Here is a 15,689-nt window from a genome sequence, read left to right as displayed (position 1 = left end):
CAGCGCGAGCTTTGAAACAAAACCGTCATGAAATCAAATGAAAAAAGGGCCCCGCAGGGCCCTTTCAACAGATGCTCCAGGTTTACTGACCCGGAATATCCTTGCGAAGTTTCACCGGTTCGCCTTGTTCCTGGTTTTTCTTGCGGGCCATGGCGGTGCGCATCTTGATGTTGATGGCCTCGACTGCCAGAGAGAAGGCCATGGCGAAGTAGACGTAGCCCTTCGGCACATGCACTTCGAAGGCTTCGGCGATCAGCACGGTACCGACGACGATCAGGAACGACAGGGCGAGCATCTTCAGCGAAGGATGCTTGTCGATGAAGTTACTGATGGCACCGGCGCAGAGCATCATCACCAGTACAGCGACCACGATTGCGGCGATCATCACCGGAACATGGGAGACCATGCCGACTGCGGTGATCACCGAGTCCAGGGAGAACACGATGTCGATGATGGCAATCTGGATGATGGTGTAGAGGAACTTGCCGCCTTTACCGGCAGGCTCGTCGTGGGTTTCATCCTCGCCTTCCAGGCCGTGGTAGATCTCCTGCGAGCTTTTCCACAGCAGGAACAGGCCACCGAAGAACAGGATCAGGTCGCGACCGGAGATACCCTGGTCGAACACCACGAACAGGTCGGCCGTCAGGCGCATCACCCAGGTGATCGACAGCAGCAGCAGAATGCGGGTGACCATGGCCAGGGCCAGGCCGAAAATCCGGGTGCGTTGCTGCATGTGCTTGGGCATGCGGCTGACCAGGATCGAGATCATGATGATGTTGTCGATGCCGAGAACGATCTCAAGAGCCGTCAGGGTAAAAAAGGCAACCCAGATTTCTGGGCTGGTCAGCCATTCCATGTGTATTCCTTCGTGCGATAAATGCAGAACGCCCGGGCAAGGGGCGTGCTGCGGTTGTATGAAGCTGTTGTCTTATAGGCTGCTGAACAGTGGGAAAATTCCCATGAGCAGCGCGGCGAGCATTATGCACAGGCAGACCAGCACTGCCCACTTCAAGGTGAAGCGCTGATGATCGCCGAAGTCGATGCCAGCCAGGGCCACCAACAGATAGGTAGAGGGTACCAGCGGGCTGAGCAGATGCACGGGTTGGCCGACGATCGACGCGCGGGCCATTTCCACTGGCGAGATGCCGTAGTGGCTGGCGGCTTCGGAGAGTACCGGCAGCACCCCGTAGTAGAAGGCGTCGTTGGACATGAAGAAGGTGAACGGCATGCTCACGATCGCGGTGATCACCGCCAGGTACGGGCCCAGGGCTTCAGGAATCACTGCCAGCAGGCTCTTGGACATGGCTTCGACCATGCCGGTACCGGACAGAATGCCGGTGAAGATACCCGCAGCGAAGATCAGCCCGACCACCGCCAGCACACTGCCGGAATGCGCGGCAACGCGGTCTTTCTGCATTTGCAGGCAAGGATAGTTGACGATCATGGCAATACTGAAGGCAACCATGAACAGCACCGGCAGCGGCAGCAGGCCGGCGACCAGGGCAACCATCAGCGCGCTGGTCAGAGCACCGTTGAACCAGATCATTTTCGGACGACGAGCATCGGGGAACTGCGAAACGCTGATTTCGCTGTGGTCGATTTCGTCACCTGGCAGGTGCAACTCGCCCAGGCGGGCACGTTCACGCTTACCGTACATGTAGGCAATCGCAAGAATCGCTACTACACCTGCCAGCATGGCCGGGATCATCGGCACGAAGATGTCCGAAGGGTCGACATGCAGGGCGCTGGCTGCACGCGCGGTCGGGCCGCCCCAAGGGGTCATGTTCATCACTCCGCCAGCGAGAATGATCAGGCCGGCCATGATCCGTGGGCTCATGCCCAGGCGGCTGTACAGCGGCAGCATGGCCGCCACGCAGATCATGTAGGTGGTGGCGCCGTCGCCGTCCATCGACACGACCAGAGCCAGCACAGCGGTGCCCACCGAAACTTTCAGCGGGTCACCTTTGACCATCTTGAGAATCTTGCGCACGGCCGGATCGAACAGACCGGAATCGATCATCAGACCGAAGTACAGGATGGCGAACATCAGCATCACCCCGGTCGGGGCCAGCTTGGTGATGCCTTGCAGCATCATCGGTCCGATATCGCCGGAGAAGCCACCGAACAGGGCGAAAATGATCGGTACCAGGATCAGGGCGATCAAGGCCGACAGGCGCTTGGTCATGATCAGGTACATGAAGGTGATGACCATGGCAAAGCCGAGGAAGGTCAGCATAGGAGTACTCCAGGCGTATCGCGTCGAAAAAGGAACGAGTCGGGCGGATCAGCGCGCGAGGCGCGGCGCATGGAATAGCGGAGGGTGTGCAGCGGGGAGGCGGTTGTAAGCAAACATCAGAATCACCATTGTTGTTGTTAATTGGGCCGGGCGCTGTACAGGAAGTCAGGTGCCCTGGCTGACCGGTCTGTGCCGGTAGTGGCGGTCATCCTAAGCCGGCAAGCTTTCAGCCAGCTTTCGCTGGCCCAATGGCGACGAGAGGTGCATTGTTGGCGTCAGGCCACAGGCGCTGGAGGGACAAGTGATGGGCGATACATACGAAGGCGGCTGCCATTGCGGCGCCTTGCGCTACCGGGTTCGAGGGCCGTTGACGGACGTCGCCCACTGTCATTGCTCGGTGTGTCGACGGGTCAGTGGCGGGCTGCTGGTGACCTGGGCGACCCTGCCCTGCGCTGATTTCCAGTGGTTGAACGGTACGCCGCAACGCTACGACTCTTCACCCAGTTGCGTGCGCTACTTCTGCAGCCGATGCGGGGCACAGGTGGCGCTGACCACCGACCTGAGCCCGGAAACCATCGACATCACCATCACCACGCTGGATCAGCCTGAGCTGGCCCGGCCGCAACGGCATATCTGGACCAGCAGCCGCCTGCCCTGGCTGCATCTGGATGAGCATTTGCCGGGTGAGTCTGAAGAAACCCTCTAGGCAAGTTGCTCAGGGTAGCTGCAGACCACCGGCGGCCTTGTGCAGGGCGCGCAAATGTTCGCCAACCTGCTTGATGTTGGCTTCGACCGCGGCAATTTCAGCTGCCCTGGCCGGGCCGAGCAGCGCACGTACTTCCTTGTCCAGATCGGCACTGAGCGTTTGCAGCTGCTTTTGCCGCTGGCTGGACTCGCTGATCAGCAGCTTGCGTTCCCCTGCCTGTGGCAAGCCGTAGCCGCTGCTACCCAGCAGCTCCGCCGGCCGACTGAGAAAACCACTGTTGGCAAGAATCTGCTGCAGCGTGCCATTGGCCTTGGCCACGCTGGCATCATTCGCTGCCCGGCCCGTCAGGTAGCGCTGTTTAACTTCGTCCTGGGCCAGCAGCAGTTGCTTGCGCAAGCTCGCCTGCTCAAGCAGGAGCAACGCTGCACTGGTGCGCAGATCCGCCTGTGAGAACCACTGCTGGCGTTGCTTGGCAGATTGATCCAGCCAGGCTTCGACACTGTCCTGGGGGATTGGCAACTGCTGTTTAAGCACCAGGAACATGGCCTGGTAGCGGTCACGGTAGGAATCGAAGCGGTAACCCAGGCGCAGCGCCTCGCGGGGATCATCGAGCACGCTGACATCGGCCAGCCCACGTCCCTGCAGCACTTCCAGCAAGCCATTTGGCACGATGCTGTCCAGATCGGCCAGGCGCGGGTTGGCGGTGCCGCTGCGCAACAGCTTGAGGGTTTCCACCGCACAGTTGTTGGACAGAAAGTAGTAGTTGCCGTCGTAGCTCCAGTGCATCTCGGCCGCCTGGCGCACCAGGCTTTCCAGCTCATTGCGCTCAAACTTGAGGGGGATCGAGGCAAGGCTGCGCAGTTCGGTCTTGGTGTACTCGTCGATGACCTGGGCCAGGGGCAGGACGAACAGACGTGAAGGGTAAGCCCCGGTCAGGCCGTCCCAGCTCGATAGCTGCACATCATTGACGAAGGCGCGGTACGACAGCACCAGGTGTTGGTCGAGGTCGAGCCGGCAGTCAGGGCCGCGCGGGCGTCCGGGGGCGCAGATGACCAGACGCAGCATGCTGTGGCCCCAGCGGCTGACCCAGTTCTGGTTGGCTTCGGCCAACAGGTAGTCCACGGCGTACACGCGCTCCGGGTCGATTTCGCCCAGTGGTGCCTTGGCAAAATCATTACCGGCGTTTAGAAACGGCAGCGCTTGCGGGCAGGCCGGATGTTCCGGCGCCCAATCGAAGTGCTCTTTCAGATAGCTCTGCAGTGCTGGCCGCCGGCAGGCGAAGCTCGGGTCAAGGAGGAAATACTCCATGTTGACCGCGATGAACTCCTTCGGGCTGCTCAGCTCATAACTGTCGGGGCTGCGAGCTACCTGACGGTTATGTTGTTCGCGCTCCCCTCGCCTGCCGACATATTGCGGCCAGCCGGCCAGGTCGAGCAGGCGCGGATCATCGCTGAGGGTAAAGCGCCGCTCGGTCTGCCCGCGGCACTGTTCAGGCAGGCCAACCTTGCCCTGACTGCTCAAATGCCGGGCGCACTGGTTGATCAGGCGCCGTTCGCTGCCCTGCCAGAGGCGGGCGCGATCGTAGATATGCGTCAGCTCGTGCAGCACGGTGGCCAGCAGCTCCTGGCGCACTGTGCCGTGGGGGCGACCGGTTTTTTGGCTGGCTGCGCTGCCATCGGTGAGGCCGGGCAGCAGCCGGCGATTGAGTTCAAGCGTTGATACCAGCGATGCCTGGCCGTAGGCATCTTCAGGCATCTTCGTGCTCCAGCTGACCCGCACGCGCCGATCCAGTCGCGCCTTGAAGCTCGGTGGCAGCGCCTGCATGGCTTCATCCAGCAGTGCCTGGCTGGCACGTTGCTGTGCAGGCTCAAGCCCCTCTGTCTGCAGTTGCAACTGCAGGTCGGCCAAGGCTGGGCTGCCGAGTAGCGTCAGCAGGCCACCCAGCAACCAGGCGCGCAGGGTGTTCACAGGGCGAGAATGGCTTCAGCCAGGGCTTGATCGCTGGCCTGACGTGCTTCAGGAACACGCTGGCGCAAGGTATCGAAGGCGGCTTCCAGTTGCGCACCACGGATTTCACCGCTGCTGGCGACGTAACTGGCGGCATCGTCACGGGCTTCGCGGACGACTTTGGAGTCGCGAATCGAGGTGGTGGTATCGGAAGTGAAGTCGAGCGAGCGGCCGAACGCGCGCACGATGATGTTGCTGGTGGCCACCAGGGTTTGTGCCTGGGCAACATCGGCCAGCAACAGAAGGCCAAGGGTGGCGGCAATCAGCGGGTTACGCATGGAGCATCTCCGGAAGAACGGGGGTAATCATTGGACGAGAATTGCCTGCGCCAGTTCAAAGTCGGCGACAGCAAGTTCAGGGTGGGTCTCGCGCAACCGGCTCAGGGCGGCCTGCAGTCGGACACTGTGTATCTGGCCGTCGCTGGCGACAAACGCGGCGGCATCATCCTGGGCATTGAGCAGCAGTTTGCGATCGAAGGGCGCCGAGGTCACCTTGCTGGTGACGTAACCGCTGACGACAAGATTGTTGGTGGTGAGGTCCACGGCCTGGGCAGCACCGGTCCAGCACAACACAAGCAACAGTAATGACAGATAACGCATGGGTCTCGTTAGGCTGGCGAATCAGACGGCAAAGGCTATCCCAATGCGCTGGCAAGGACCAGCGCAGGGCACCCGGCTTCTTTGCATGTTGTTACATGCTGAAGCCGGAAACAGACGAACTCAGAGCGCCAGGATGGCCTGGGCCAGTTGTGCGTCGCTGGCCTGCAGGCTTGGTGCCTGCTGACGGATGTGGGCGAAGGCACTTTCGAGCTTCACGCCGCGGATCTCGCCGTGGCTGGCAACGAAGCTGGCAGCGTCGTCACGGGCGGCGCGCACGATCTTGTCGTCACGGAACGATGAGGATACGTCGGAGGTGGCATCGGTGGACGCCGCGACGCCGCGAACGATAGTGTCAGTGGTTACGACGAAGCTGGTGGCGTTGGCAGTGGAAGCCAGAGCCAGTACCAGCGCGGCGCCAAACAAGCGAGTACGGAACATGGTCGATCTCCTGGTTGAAGCGGGTTCTTTGTGTCAGACGCACGCTCAGCCGGTTGCGCTACTTTTTACCAGACTGGGTGTCCTAAGGGTATCACGCGATCGGCGTCTGCGAATTGGACAAGGTTGCGGCAAGATTTATCAACTGTACCTATAAAAAATAACTCTTCGCAAACTGTACCTGTCGTGCCCGTAGCCGCTCTATCTCGCGGCTTCAAAACGAAAAAACCCGTCAGCAGTAACCTGCGACGGGTTTTCGGAATTCGAGGTGCCGGCCTTGGCCGGCGAGCCCTGCATTAACGCCAGAACGGCTTGCTCAGCTCTTCGTAGCGTTGTGCTTCGCTGATCCCGGCGTCGGCCAGCAGGCGCGAATCCAGACGGGCCAGTTGGTGGCGGCTGGCGATGCGACGTTGCCACAGCATCAGGTTGGCCAGCAGGCGCAGTGGCAGCGCGGCCTTGGATTGTTCGTTGGAGCGTTCGAAAACCAGATCGGAACTGAGGGTACGTTCCATGATGTCATCCTTCCGCTTGTGGCGGCATTAGGTAGTGATTTAACTGATGCCAATGATCCTCCTCTGTCGTCCATAACAGTAGATACAGTTCACCTACATTGTGATGGGCCAGTTAACTGTTTTAGGGCACTGTTGCACTCCGAATAGGCGCAACTGTACTGGTCTGCACTTAAGTGGTGCGTTTTTGCGTGAGGGGCGAGTGCGGCGAGGGAAAATCGAGGTGAAAACACCGGTACAGTAGAACAGTTTATGCTGGATCAAGGTTGCCAACTGTTCAGCCGGTGAGCATTGCGCACCACCGGCTGAAAACTGTGTGGCTTAGCTGGCGAGCATGCGCCCGGTTTCTTCCAGGTTTTCGTGCCAGGCCAGGGCTTCGCGCAGGATATGCGGAGTATGACCACCCTTCTCGCAGGCGCGAGTGAAGTAGTCATTCAGCGCTTCGCGATAGTCCGGGTGCACGCAGTTGTCGATGATCACCCGTGCACGTTCACGCGGTGCCAGGCCACGCAGGTCGGCCAGGCCTTGCTCGGTGACGAGGATATCAACGTCGTGCTCGGTATGGTCCACGTGGCTGACCATAGGCACAACGCTGGAGATCGCGCCGCCTTTGGCGATGGACTTGGTGACGAAGATTGCCAGGTGGGCGTTGCGGGCGAAGTCGCCGGAGCCACCAATGCCGTTCATCATCCGCGTGCCGCAGACGTGCGTGGAGTTGACGTTGCCGTACAGGTCGAACTCAAGGGCGGTGTTGATGCCGATGATGCCCAGGCGGCGCACCACTTCAGGGTGGTTGGAAATTTCCTGCGGGCGCAGGACCAGTTTGTCCTTGTAGCGCTCCAGGTTGCCGAACACGTCGGCGTTGCGGCGGCTCGACAGGGTGATGGAGCTGCCCGAGGCAAAGCTCAGCTTGCCGGCGTCGATCAGGTCGAAGGTCGAGTCCTGCAGTACTTCGGAGTACATGGTCAGGTCTTCGAACGGCGAATCGATCAGGCCGCACATTACAGCGTTGGCGATGCTGCCGATACCGGCCTGCAGCGGGCCGAGCTTGTTGGTCATGCGCCCTGCGTCCACTTCCTGCTTGAGGAAGTTGATCAGGTGGTTGGCGATGCCCTGGGTTTCATCATCGGGCGGCAGCACGGTGGACGGCGAGTCCGGTTGCTCGGTGATGACGATGCCGACAATCTTGGCCGGGTCGATCGGGATCGCGGTGCTGCCGATGCGGTCATCGACTTTGACCAGCGGGATCGGCGTGCGGGTTGGCCGGTAGGTCGGGATATAGATGTCGTGCAGACCTTCCAGGTTGGCGTTGTGGGCCATGTTGATCTCGACGATCACCTGTTTGGCGAAGATCGCGAAGCTGGCCGAGTTCCCCACCGAAGTGGTCGGTACGATATGGCCTTGCTCGGTGATGGCAACCGCTTCGATGACCGCGATGTCCGGCAGCTTCAGTTGCTGGTTGCGCAGCTGTTCCACGGTTTCCGACAGGTGCTGGTCGATGAACATGACTTTGCCATCGTTGATGGCTTTGCGCAGCGTGCTGTCGACCTGGAATGGCATGCGACGGGCCAGAACGCCGGCTTCGGTCAGTTCTTTGTCCAGGTCGTTGCCCAGGCTGGCACCGGTCATCAGGCTGATCTGCAGCGGAGATTGCTTGGCACGTTCGGCCAGTGCATGCGGCACCGCCTTGGCTTCGCCGGCGCGGGTGAAGCCGCTCATGCCGACGGTCATGCCGTCCTCGATCAGGCCAGCGGCATCAGCCGCACTCATTACCTTGCTGTGCAGGGAGGACAAGCGGATACGATCACGGTACATGGATTGTTATCTCAGGCTACTAAAGCTAGATGCGCAGTCTAGTGATTTAGCAGCCCGGCGTCCCGCGACCAAGGTCGAATGCGAAGCCAGGAAATAGAGCCTTCTGTCGGCGGGCCGGGCATTAAAAAGCCCCAGCCGGTACCGCGCTGGGGCTAATTGTCACAGCCTGACAACGACTTAGTCGACGGCTTTGACCATGTCCTCGATGACCTTCTTGGCGTCGCCGAAAACCATCATGGTTTTGTCCAGATAGAACAGTTCGTTATCAAGCCCCGCATAGCCACTCGCCATGGAGCGCTTGTTGACGATGATGGTCTTGGCCTTGAACGCTTCAAGGATCGGCATACCGGCGATTGGCGATTTCGGATCGTTCTTCGCTGCCGGGTTGACCACGTCGTTGGCGCCGAGCACCAGCACCACGTCGGCCTGGCCGAACTCGGAGTTGATGTCTTCCATCTCGAACACCTGGTCGTACGGCACTTCGGCTTCGGCCAGCAGTACGTTCATGTGCCCAGGCATGCGCCCTGCCACCGGGTGAATCGCATACTTCACGGTGACGCCGTTGTGGGTCAGCTTCTCGGTCAGTTCCTTCAGCGCGTGCTGGGCACGGGCCACTGCCAGGCCATAGCCTGGAACGATGATCACGGTGTCGGCGTTGCTCAGCAGGAAAGTGGCGTCATCGGCCGAACCGGATTTCACCGGGCGGGCTTCCTGCGCACCGGCTGGACCGCCGGCGTCTGTAGCACCGCCGAAACCGCCGAGGATCACGTTGAAGAACGAGCGGTTCATCGCCTTGCACATGATGTACGAGAGGATGGCACCCGACGAACCCACCAGCGAACCGGCAATGATCAGCATCGAGTTGTTCAGCGAGAAGCCGATACCGGCCGCCGCCCAGCCCGAGTAGCTGTTGAGCATCGACACTACGACCGGCATGTCGGCGCCGCCGATCGGGATGATGATCAGCACGCCCATGACGAACGCCAGGATCAGCATCAGGGCGAAGGCGCTCAAGTTGCCGGTAAAGGTGAAGACCAGACCCAGGCCGATGGTAGCCAGGCCCAGAATCAGGTTCAGCTTGTGCTGGCCGGTGAACTGTACCGGTGCGCCCTGGAACAGGCGGAACTTGTACTTGCCAGAGAGCTTGCCGAAGGCAATCACCGAACCGGAGAAGGTGATCGCACCAATGGCGGCACCGAGGAACAGCTCCAGGCGGTTACCGGTCGGGATCGGATCGCTGATGCTGGAAACGATACCCAGCGATTGCGGCTCGACCACTGCGGCGATGGCAATGAATACCGCGGCCAGACCGATCATGCTGTGCATGAAGGCCACCAGCTCGGGCATCTTGGTCATTTCAACGCGCTTGGCCATGATCGAACCGGCGGTGCCGCCGACCAGCAGGCCGACAATCACATAACCGATACCGTCAGTGGCCAGCTCCGCACCCAGCTTGTAGATCAGGCCGACGGTGGTGACGATCGCCAGCGCCATGCCGAGCATGCCGAACAGGTTGCCGCGCCGCGAGGTGGTCGGGTGCGACAGGCCCTTGAGCGCCTGGATGAAGCAAATCGAGGCGACGAGGTAGAGAAGTGTTACCAGGTTCATGCTCATGTTTACTGCTTCCCCTCAGCCTTTACGGCTTTCTTCTTGAACATCTCCAGCATGCGCCGGGTGACGAGGAAACCACCGAATACGTTGACCGCTGCCAGGGCCACCGCGAGGGTGCCCATGGTTTTGCCCAGCGGCGTTACGGTCAGCGCGGCAGCCAGCATGGCGCCGACGATGACGATGGCGGAAATGGCGTTGGTAACCGCCATCAGAGGGGTATGCAGTGCCGGGGTGACGTTCCACACCACGTGGTAACCGACATAGATCGCCAGCACGAAAATGATCAGGTTATAGACGCCGTGAGAGATCAGCATGTCTTCCATTGTCTGGCTCCTTATCCGTTCTTGCGGATGATCTGGCCGTCGCGGCACATCAGGCACGCGGCGACGATATCGTCTTCGAGGTTGATCACAAGCGCACTGTCCTTGTCGAACAGCAGCTTCATGAAGTCGAGCAGGTTGCGTGCATACAGTGCCGAAGCATCCGCCCCAACCTGCGCTGGCAGGTTGGTCGGGCCGACGATGGTCACGCCATTTTCGATCACCACCTGGTCGGCGACGGTCAGCGGGCAGTTGCCGCCCTGGGCTGCGGCCAGGTCAATGACTACCGAGCCCGGTTTCATTTGCGCGACGGTCTCGGCGCTGAGCAGCGTCGGTGCCTTGCGCCCAGGAATCAGGGCGGTGGTGATGACGATATCGGCCTGCTTGGCGCGCTCGTGCACGGCTTGGGCCTGGCGCTGCATCCAGCTGGCGGGCATTGGCCGGGCATAGCCGCCGACACCTTCGGCGCATTCGCGTTCTTCATCGGTCTCGTAAGGGACGTCGATGAACTTGGCGCCCAACGATTCGATCTGCTCTTTCACCGCCGGACGCACGTCCGAGGCTTCGATCACCGCACCCAGGCGCTTGGCCGTGGCGATGGCCTGCAGCCCGGCCACGCCGGCACCGAGAACCAGCACGCGAGCGGCTTTCACGGTCCCGGCTGCGGTCATCAGCATCGGCATGAAGCGCGGATAGTGATGAGCCGCCAGCAATACCGCTTTGTAACCGGCAATGTTGGCCTGCGAAGACAGTACATCGAGGCTCTGCGCCCGGGAGGTGCGCGGCGCCGCTTCGAGGGCGAAGGCGGTAATCCCGCATTCAGCCATCTTGGCGATGATGTCGTTGTTGAACGGATTGAGCATACCCACCAGTACGGTGCCGCTCTTGATCTGGGCCAGTTCGCTATCGTCGGGAGCCACAACTTTCAGAACAAGCTGTGCACCAAACGCATCGGCAGCGCTGCCAATAGTGGCGCCTGCTGCTTCATAGGCACTGTCCGGAACGCTGGCGTTGATGCCGGCGCCGCTCTGGACGGTGACCTGATGCCCCTGACCAATCAGTTTCTTGATGGTTTCCGGGGTTGCAGCAACCCGTGTTTCGCCCGTCTGCGTTTCGAGTGGAACACCAATGTGCACGTCAAATCTCCTGCGTGATCTTTTGTAGGTAAACCAGTGCACTGCGGATGGTGCTTCTGGGGCGGCCGATCAGCACGATCCCGCCGAATTCCGGCGGGGCGCGGCATTTTGCAGGTGATTCCTGAATTGCTTCAACCAGTTTTGAAGGGTGACGTTAATCAAACTACAAGTCACCCTGTGACCGAATGTCGCAAGAACAGGCCTGGAGCCCGCAAACTATGGGCTTCAGGGAGATTACGGTAAATTTTGAAAAAATTCCGCCGAATTCTCTGAAAGCGCTGATCAAAACGTGATTTATGCAGTGAAGGCCGCATAAACAGCAGGGTTAAGAGGTGCTGGAGGGGGTGGCAAAACAGTTGTGCAAATTGCGACATTTACGTACATCTGTAGGGCTCCATTTTTGCTGACTACGGGGTCAGGTTATGGCTGTCGTCCTTGTGTGCCGCGGCATAGTGCTCGGCTTCAACCACCAGCCAATCGCGAAACGCACGCAGCGAGGCGGACTCTACCTTGCGTTCCGGGATCATCAGGTAATACGCCTTGATGCTCGACAACCCGTGTCGGTTGGCCACAACCAGGCGCCCTTCTGCCAGTTCACGCTGAATAAGGAACGGTGGAATCAGCGCCACACCCATCTCGTGCATGGCGGCCTGTGCCAACATCGAGAATAGCTCATAGCGCGGGCCAGTCATGTCGCGCGCAACGTTCATCTCCAGGCTGTTGAACCATTGGCGCCAGGCGTAGGGGCGCGTGGTTTGCTGAAGCAGGGGCAGCTGGGCGATCTGTTCGCCATCCAGCTGCCCTGCTCCGCCCAGCAAGCCCGGGCTGCAGACCGGTACCGGGTTCTCGCCCATCAATCGATGGGAGTGCGTACCGGACCAATCGGCATCGCCGAAATAGATGGCGGCATCGAAAGGGGTGTCGGCAAACAGGAACGGCCGGGTGCGGTTGGTCAGGTTGACCGTGACTTCCGGATGACGTTGCTGAAAGTCCTTGAGCCTGGGCAGCAGCCATTGGGTGCCGAAGGTCGGAACCACGGCGAGTTCAATGACGTTGGCACCCTGCTGGCCCATCACCGACAAGGTATCGCGTTCCACCGCATCCAGTTGCGTGGCTACCCGGCGGCTGTAGGAGAGCCCGGCTTCGGTGAGCTTTACCCCGCGACGCGAACGGCGAAACAGTTCGACATTGAGAAACTCCTCCAACCCGGCAATTTGCCGACATACGGCACCCTGAGTGAGGGACAGCTCGTGTGAGGCCTTGGTGAAGCTCTCGTGGCGGGCGGCGGCCTCGAAGCAGACCAGGGCCGCAGTGCTGGGGATCTTCCGTCGCATGTACGTCAATCTCACTAATGGTGCGTAAGGATGGGCTTTTTGCTCGTTACGGAGTGAGAAATTATCACAAGACTATGCGCATTCCTCGTTTGTCTCGTCGGCTGATCAGGCCTAGGATCAATGCACAACAACTCTGGTCCCATTTTTCGAGGATTCGCTCATGGCCGGTAAAGCAAGCTTCAACTGGATCGACCCACTGTTGCTCGACCAGCAGCTCACTGAAGAAGAGCGCATGGTGCGTGACAGCGCGTATCAGTTCGCCCAGGACAAGCTGGCCCCGCGCGTGCTGGAAGCCTTCCGTCATGAGCAGACCGATCCTGCGATCTTCCGCGAAATGGGCGAAGTCGGCCTGCTCGGCGCGACCATCCCTGAGCAATACGGTGGCAGCGGCTTGAACTACGTTTGCTACGGCCTGATCGCCCGTGAAGTGGAGCGCATTGATTCGGGCTACCGCTCGATGATGAGTGTGCAGTCTTCCCTGGTCATGGTGCCGATCAACGAGTTCGGCTCTGAAGCAACCAAGCAGAAGTATCTGCCCAAGCTTGCCAGTGGCGAATGGATCGGTTGCTTCGGCCTGACCGAGCCTGATCATGGTTCCGATCCGGGCTCGATGATCACCCGGGCGAAGAAAGTCGACGGCGGCTATCGCCTGACCGGCAACAAGATGTGGATCACCAACAGCCCGATCGCCGATGTCTTCGTGGTCTGGGCCAAGGACGATGCCGGCGACATCCGCGGTTTCGTGCTGGAGAAAGGCTGGCAGGGTCTCAGTGCTCCGGCCATTCACGGCAAGGTCGGCCTGCGCGCTTCGATCACCGGCGAAATCGTCATGGATAACGTTTTTGTGCCGGAAGAGAACATCTTCCCGGATGTACGAGGCCTGAAAGGTCCGTTCACCTGCCTGAACTCGGCCCGCTATGGCATCTCCTGGGGTGCGCTTGGCGCCGCTGAGGCCTGCTGGCATACCGCTCGCCAGTACACCCTGGATCGCAAGCAGTTCGGCCGCCCACTGGCAGCCAATCAGCTGATCCAGAAGAAGCTGGCCGACATGCAGACCGAGATTACCCTGGCCCTGCAAGGCTGCCTGCGCCTGGGGCGGATGAAGGATGAAGGTACTGCAGCGGTAGAGATCACTTCGATCATGAAGCGCAACTCTTGCGGCAAAGCCCTGGATATTGCGCGCCTGGCGCGGGACATGCTCGGCGGCAACGGTATCTCCGACGAATTCGGTGTAGCCCGTCATCTGGTCAACCTGGAAGTGGTCAATACCTATGAAGGTACTCACGACGTGCACGCGCTGATCCTCGGTCGCGCACAAACCGGCATCCAGGCCTTCTACTAATAAGGAGCCAGCCCATGGGCGCGCTATCTCATCTGCGGGTGCTGGATTTGTCGCGAGTGCTGGCCGGACCGTGGTCCGGGCAGATCCTCGCCGACCTCGGGGCCGAAGTGATCAAGGTCGAGCGCCCGGGAACCGGCGATGACACGCGTGCCTGGGGGCCGCCCTTCCTCAAGGACGCCTATGGTGAGAACACCAGTGAGGCGGCCTACTATCTATCGGCCAACCGCAACAAGCGCTCGGTGACCATCGACTTCACTCAACCCGAAGGCCAGCGCCTGGTGCGTGAGCTGGCGGCGAAGTCCGATGTGGTCATCGAGAACTTCAAGGTCGGAGGCCTGGCGGCTTACGGCCTGGACTATGAAAGCCTGAAGGCGCTCAATCCACGGCTTATCTATTGCTCGATCACCGGCTTCGGCCAGACCGGGCCCTATGCCAAGCGTGCAGGCTACGACTTCATGATCCAGGGCCTGGGTGGGCTGATGAGCCTGACCGGGCGTCCCGAGGGTGATGAAGGTGCCGGGCCGGTCAAGGTGGGGGTGGCGCTGACCGACATTCTTACCGGCCTGTATTCCACCGTGGCGATTCTGGCCGCCCTCGCCCATCGTGATCATGATGGCGGTGGCCAGCATATCGATATGGCGTTGCTCGATGTTCAGGTGGCTTGTCTGGCCAATCAGGCGATGAACTACCTGACTACCGGCGCACCGCCCCGGCGTCTGGGCAATGCGCATCCCAACATCGTGCCTTACCAGGACTTCCCCACTGCCGACGGTGATTTCATCCTTACCGTGGGTAACGACGGGCAGTTCCGCAAATTCGCCGAAGTGGCCGGGCAGCCGCAATGGGCGGATGATCCGCGCTTTGCTACTAATAAGCAGCGGGTAGCCAATCGTGCCGAGCTGATTCCGCTGATCCGCCAGGCCACGGTGTTCAAGACTACCGCTGAATGGGTGGCGCAGCTGGAGACGGCGGGTGTGCCTTGCGGGCCTATCAATGACCTGGCGCAGATGTTTGCCGACCCGCAGGTCAAGGCGCGCGGCCTGGCTATCGAAATTCCGCATCCGCTGGCTGGCAAGGTGCCGCAGGTGGCAAGCCCTATACGCCTTTCCGAGACGCCGGTGGAGTACCGCAATGCGCCACCGCTGCTGGGGGAGCATACCCAGCAGATACTTGGCGAAGTGCTTGGCCTGGATGCAGCGGAGATCGAGCGACTGCAGGCAGCCAAGGTGGTCTAGTTGCCTTCCCTTCTATATAGCTAAGGCGCGTTAAGGGCTTATTGTCATAAGTTTGAAATAAGTCCTTGACGTGCCTGTGGATCTCTCTATAATTCGCCCCACTTCCGGCGCAGTCGGAACGGAAAACTCCTTGAGATTCAACGAGTTAACTGTTCCAGGTAATGCCGGAAGGGCTTCGATCGAAAGATCGGCAGCGGTGAAAAAGGTGGTTGACAGCGGATTGAAACGCTGTAGAATTCGCCTCCCGCTGACGAGAGATCGCAGCGAGTTAAGCGGTTGAAGTTGAAAGAGAAATTCTGAAAAACTTCAAAATAAACGCTTGACAGGCTCTGAGGAAAGCGTAGAATGCGCGCCTCGGTTGAAGCGAAAGACTTCAACCACCGCTCTTTAACAATCGAATCAAG

Annotated in this window: 16 protein-coding genes; 3 read left to right on the top strand and 13 right to left on the bottom strand. The window is 60.2% G+C overall.

What is annotated here, in order from left to right:
* Window positions 1-82: 82 nt before the first annotated feature.
* On the bottom strand, window positions 83-856 hold the full coding sequence (locus tag AC07OF_RS00080) for a TerC family protein (RefSeq protein WP_157190687.1): 774 nt from the start codon (window positions 854-856) through the stop codon (window positions 83-85).
* A gap of 72 nt (window positions 857-928) precedes the next feature.
* Window positions 929-2,236: a CitMHS family transporter gene (locus AC07OF_RS00075; protein WP_157190688.1), complete on the bottom strand. Its 1,308-nt coding sequence runs from the start codon at window positions 2,234-2,236 to the stop codon at window positions 929-931.
* Window positions 2,237-2,540: 304 nt separating this feature from the next.
* On the opposite strand from AC07OF_RS00075, the gene AC07OF_RS00070 reads away from it, so the two are divergent.
* Window positions 2,541-2,942 (top strand): GFA family protein, encoded by a 402-nt coding sequence (locus AC07OF_RS00070; protein WP_157190689.1) that lies wholly within the window; start codon window positions 2,541-2,543, stop codon window positions 2,940-2,942.
* Between the two features lie 9 nt (window positions 2,943-2,951).
* On the opposite strand, the gene AC07OF_RS00065 is transcribed toward AC07OF_RS00070, so the two are convergent.
* From AC07OF_RS00065 to AC07OF_RS00020, 10 genes are all read right to left on the bottom strand, one after another.
* Window positions 2,952-4,910, bottom strand: coding sequence for a DUF7844 domain-containing protein (locus tag AC07OF_RS00065; protein ID WP_157190690.1), 1,959 nt, complete (start codon window positions 4,908-4,910; stop codon window positions 2,952-2,954).
* Window positions 4,907-5,227, bottom strand: coding sequence for a DUF2388 domain-containing protein (locus AC07OF_RS00060; protein WP_038605304.1), 321 nt, complete (start codon window positions 5,225-5,227; stop codon window positions 4,907-4,909). The genes AC07OF_RS00065 and AC07OF_RS00060 overlap by 4 nt, the downstream gene beginning before the upstream one ends.
* 27 nt (window positions 5,228-5,254) lie before the next feature.
* Window positions 5,255-5,548, bottom strand: coding sequence for a DUF2388 domain-containing protein (locus AC07OF_RS00055; RefSeq protein ID WP_157190691.1), 294 nt, complete (start codon window positions 5,546-5,548; stop codon window positions 5,255-5,257).
* 120 nt (window positions 5,549-5,668) lie between these two features.
* Window positions 5,669-5,986, bottom strand: a complete 318-nt coding sequence (locus AC07OF_RS00050) for a DUF2388 domain-containing protein (protein ID WP_157190692.1) — start codon at window positions 5,984-5,986, stop codon at window positions 5,669-5,671.
* Between the two features lie 293 nt (window positions 5,987-6,279).
* Window positions 6,280-6,495: a DUF1127 domain-containing protein gene (locus AC07OF_RS00045; protein ID WP_038605311.1), complete on the bottom strand. Its 216-nt coding sequence runs from the start codon at window positions 6,493-6,495 to the stop codon at window positions 6,280-6,282.
* Window positions 6,496-6,813: 318 nt separating this feature from the next.
* Window positions 6,814-8,307: a succinyl-CoA:acetate CoA-transferase ScpC gene (gene scpC / locus AC07OF_RS00040; RefSeq protein ID WP_038605313.1), complete on the bottom strand. Its 1,494-nt coding sequence runs from the start codon at window positions 8,305-8,307 to the stop codon at window positions 6,814-6,816.
* Window positions 8,308-8,484: 177 nt separating this feature from the next.
* Complete coding sequence (locus AC07OF_RS00035; protein ID WP_157190693.1) at window positions 8,485-9,921, bottom strand: NAD(P)(+) transhydrogenase (Re/Si-specific) subunit beta; 1,437 nt, start codon at window positions 9,919-9,921, stop codon at window positions 8,485-8,487.
* A gap of 2 nt (window positions 9,922-9,923) precedes the next feature.
* On the bottom strand, window positions 9,924-10,241 hold the full coding sequence (locus AC07OF_RS00030) for an NAD(P) transhydrogenase subunit alpha part 2 (RefSeq protein WP_157190694.1): 318 nt from the start codon (window positions 10,239-10,241) through the stop codon (window positions 9,924-9,926).
* Window positions 10,242-10,252: 11 nt separating this feature from the next.
* Window positions 10,253-11,374 (bottom strand): Re/Si-specific NAD(P)(+) transhydrogenase subunit alpha, encoded by a 1,122-nt coding sequence (locus AC07OF_RS00025; RefSeq protein WP_191833957.1) that lies wholly within the window; start codon window positions 11,372-11,374, stop codon window positions 10,253-10,255.
* 407 nt (window positions 11,375-11,781) lie between these two features.
* A complete protein-coding gene (locus AC07OF_RS00020) occupies window positions 11,782-12,708 on the bottom strand; it encodes a LysR family transcriptional regulator (RefSeq protein WP_495072450.1) in 927 nt (308 codons plus the stop codon).
* A gap of 160 nt (window positions 12,709-12,868) precedes the next feature.
* Between AC07OF_RS00020 and AC07OF_RS00015 the strand changes: the two genes are divergently transcribed.
* Window positions 12,869-14,050 (top strand): acyl-CoA dehydrogenase, encoded by a 1,182-nt coding sequence (locus AC07OF_RS00015; RefSeq protein WP_157190697.1) that lies wholly within the window; start codon window positions 12,869-12,871, stop codon window positions 14,048-14,050.
* A gap of 14 nt (window positions 14,051-14,064) precedes the next feature.
* A complete protein-coding gene (locus tag AC07OF_RS00010; protein WP_495072449.1) occupies window positions 14,065-15,285 on the top strand; it encodes a CaiB/BaiF CoA transferase family protein in 1,221 nt (406 codons plus the stop codon).
* A 137-nt stretch (window positions 15,286-15,422) separates the two neighbouring features.
* On the opposite strand, the gene AC07OF_RS00005 is transcribed toward AC07OF_RS00010, so the two are convergent.
* On the bottom strand, window positions 15,423-15,689 hold a 267-nt coding region (locus AC07OF_RS00005; RefSeq protein ID WP_495072448.1), incomplete at its 5' end, for a hypothetical protein.

This window comes from Pseudomonas sp. GW821-FHT10B02, assembly GCF_059415665.1.
The sequence above is the reverse complement of the archived record's forward strand: the minus strand, read 5'-3'. Positions and strand labels throughout refer to the sequence as shown.

Excerpts from the sequence above, each read along its gene's own strand:
- AC07OF_RS00015 (WP_157190697.1), top strand. The coding sequence starts at position 12,869 with ATGGCCGGTAAAGCAAGCTTCAACTGGATCGACCCACTGTTGCTCGAC.
- AC07OF_RS00020 (WP_495072450.1), bottom strand. The coding sequence starts at position 12,708 with ATGCGACGGAAGATCCCCAGCACTGCGGCCCTGGTCTGCTTCGAGGCC.
- AC07OF_RS00080 (WP_157190687.1), bottom strand. The coding sequence starts at position 856 with ATGGAATGGCTGACCAGCCCAGAAATCTGGGTTGCCTTTTTTACCCTG.
- AC07OF_RS00010 (WP_495072449.1), top strand. The coding sequence starts at position 14,065 with ATGGGCGCGCTATCTCATCTGCGGGTGCTGGATTTGTCGCGAGTGCTG.
- AC07OF_RS00070 (WP_157190689.1), top strand. The coding sequence starts at position 2,541 with ATGGGCGATACATACGAAGGCGGCTGCCATTGCGGCGCCTTGCGCTAC.
- AC07OF_RS00075 (WP_157190688.1), bottom strand. The coding sequence starts at position 2,236 with ATGCTGACCTTCCTCGGCTTTGCCATGGTCATCACCTTCATGTACCTG.
- AC07OF_RS00045 (WP_038605311.1), bottom strand. The coding sequence starts at position 6,495 with ATGGAACGTACCCTCAGTTCCGATCTGGTTTTCGAACGCTCCAACGAA.
- AC07OF_RS00035 (WP_157190693.1), bottom strand. The coding sequence starts at position 9,921 with ATGAGCATGAACCTGGTAACACTTCTCTACCTCGTCGCCTCGATTTGC.
- AC07OF_RS00055 (WP_157190691.1), bottom strand. The coding sequence starts at position 5,548 with ATGCGTTATCTGTCATTACTGTTGCTTGTGTTGTGCTGGACCGGTGCT.
- scpC (WP_038605313.1), bottom strand. The coding sequence starts at position 8,307 with ATGTACCGTGATCGTATCCGCTTGTCCTCCCTGCACAGCAAGGTAATG.
- AC07OF_RS00030 (WP_157190694.1), bottom strand. The coding sequence starts at position 10,241 with ATGGAAGACATGCTGATCTCTCACGGCGTCTATAACCTGATCATTTTC.
- AC07OF_RS00050 (WP_157190692.1), bottom strand. The coding sequence starts at position 5,986 with ATGTTCCGTACTCGCTTGTTTGGCGCCGCGCTGGTACTGGCTCTGGCT.
- AC07OF_RS00060 (WP_038605304.1), bottom strand. The coding sequence starts at position 5,227 with ATGCGTAACCCGCTGATTGCCGCCACCCTTGGCCTTCTGTTGCTGGCC.